Below are 2,170 nucleotides of genomic sequence, written 5' to 3' on the forward strand. Positions count from 1 at the left end.
TTCAGGTATCTAAAACTCCAAGGTCTCACCATCAGCAGGAATAAGGACTTTATCTGACAAACCGTTTTTATCAATTGCTTCTTTAAGAATTGGTCGAGTCACTGCACAGTGATTGAGTGCCTCCATATGGTTCGCAACCACCTTATTAGGGGAAAGGCGAATAAACTCCATGGCCTCATCAATTGACATCAATAACGGTTGACCAACGTCCATACGAGCACGACCTGCCGCGACTACTGTGATATCAGGTTTCAACTCAGTCAACGCTCGTTTTACATCATCGGTTAGAACTGTATCACCGCTAATGTAAATAGAAGGCTCATTGGGGAGCTCCAAGAAAAATCCAACACCATTAGCCATTACCTTGTGAATCCATCCATGGCCGTGCAAAGCCGGAACCGCGGTGAGCTTTCCGTCTAGAAAGTCGATAGTTTGCCAGTCTTCAATTCCCCAATTTACCGTTAAGTCATATTTTTCTAGGTAAGCCTTATCTTTGGCTGGTGTCGCAACTGGGATATTACGACTTGTTAAAAACGTCTCACCTGCCGGATCTAGGTGATCTCCATGTTGTAATGCCTTGATACCAAGTGTTTGACTGTGAGTAATTAAGGTATGAGTAACCTTGTTTAGTAGCTCATCGGCATTACTTGGCATCTCAACGGTTGGATTTTTCGCGGCCTTAGCCTTAATGACTGAAAACGGAGGCATAGAGCCTTTTTTCCCCAACATAGGATCAATAAGGATAAATTTTTCGCCAGATTCAATAATAAATGTTGCGCTACGTAGGTGGTGGATCTTCATAATGCCTCTCTAAACTCACTAACAAGCCATGTTCTCTATGAGATTTAGTATGCTTCTTTCTAGTTTCTTGTGATACTGTCTTGAAAGTCAACATTCGCGCAAATCGAGACACTTGTGAACAAATCAACCGAGCTAATTAAAATTACGATGGTAGCCTTTGAAGGCATCAGTGCTTTTCATCTCTCTGTGCCTTGTCTGGTGTTTCAAGATATCTTTTTCGGCCAGCCGGTTCGGTTTGACTTGAGGATCTGTTGCGAAAACAGCTTGCAGTTTGAAACAAGCTCTGGATTTGGTGTGGTGATCGATAGAGATTTGAGCGCTATTAAAGGGGCGGATATTGTGATTGTTCCAAGCTGGCCAAATGACCTGCCAGAGCCAAGTGAGCGACTTATAGAGGCGCTAATAGAGCATCATGGGAAAGGTAAGCTACTAGTAGGACTCTGCCTCGGGTCTTATGTACTTGCATGTGCTGGCGTTCTCGATGGAAAACGTGCCACAAGCCATTGGGCGTTTTCCGAACAATTTCAGCAGCAATTTCCTAAGGTGGATTTTGACCCAAACCCTCTATTTGTTGAACATGAGACTATCATTACCTCTGCTGGAGTAGCTGCTTCACTCGATTGTTGTCTACATATAGTGCGCCGTTTGTGTGGTAGTGAGCTTGCGAATGATCTCGCTCGTAAGATGGTGACTGCGCCATCTCGTACTGGTGGACAGCAGCAATACATACCAGCACCAGTCAACATAAAACCTCTTACAGAGACAAGTATTAGCCTTGTGATTGAGCTGGTGGAGCAGAGCCTTAATCAGTGTCACTCACTAGATGAAGTCGCTGAGCGCTGTGCGATGAGTAAACGTACCTTCACACGCCAGTTTAAATCCACCTATGGCTGTACATTTGGTGAATGGCTGCAAAACCGACGTTTGGTGCTTAGCCAACGTCTATTAGAAACCACGAAACTATCGATACCTCAAGTTGCAGAGCAAGCGGGTTTTGGCTCTGACAGTGTATTCAGAAAGCACTTTAAATCGGCTTTTCATGTATCGCCGATTCAGTGGCGCACTACATTCAAGCAATAGTCTTAATTTCATTGAGGGCGATGGGGCTAGATCGTCGCATCTATTACTTTTTGTATCTGAAACCTTGCAAGTTCAATTCTAGGCGTTTTTGGGGCATCACAAGCCAGCCCTAACATCACTAGTTTGAAGCTACAAAATGATTTGCCGAAATCAATAGAATGAGTTTTGACTATCTCGCTATAAGGCCACTTAGCGATGGTCTATCCAACATATGAGCACAAAAAAAGCGAGCACTAAGCTCGCTTTTAACCATCTGTTTTTAAAGTAAATTACAGTAGTTCTACCGACT

2 protein-coding genes are annotated in these 2,170 nt (G+C 43.8%); one reads left to right on the forward strand and one right to left on the reverse strand.

From position 1 onward, the window contains the following. Positions 1-9: 9 nt before the first annotated feature. Positions 10-801, reverse strand: a complete 792-nt coding sequence (locus tag AB4351_RS18160; RefSeq protein ID WP_372083556.1) for an MBL fold metallo-hydrolase — start codon at positions 799-801, stop codon at positions 10-12. Positions 802-915: 114 nt separating this feature from the next. Between AB4351_RS18160 and AB4351_RS18165 the strand changes: the two genes are divergently transcribed. Beyond that, a complete protein-coding gene (locus tag AB4351_RS18165; RefSeq protein ID WP_372126789.1) occupies positions 916-1,881 on the forward strand; it encodes a GlxA family transcriptional regulator in 966 nt (321 codons plus the stop codon). Positions 1,882-2,170: the final 289 nt, after the last annotated feature.

The organism is Vibrio sp. 10N.261.51.F11, from assembly GCF_041471665.1.
Classification (GTDB): domain Bacteria; phylum Pseudomonadota; class Gammaproteobacteria; order Enterobacterales; family Vibrionaceae; genus Vibrio; species Vibrio crassostreae_C.

What these genes read in the sequence shown, in the direction of transcription:
- AB4351_RS18160 (WP_372083556.1), bottom strand. Translation starts at nt 801, where the DNA reads ATGAAGATCCACCACCTACGTAGCGCAACATTTATTATTGAATCTGGC.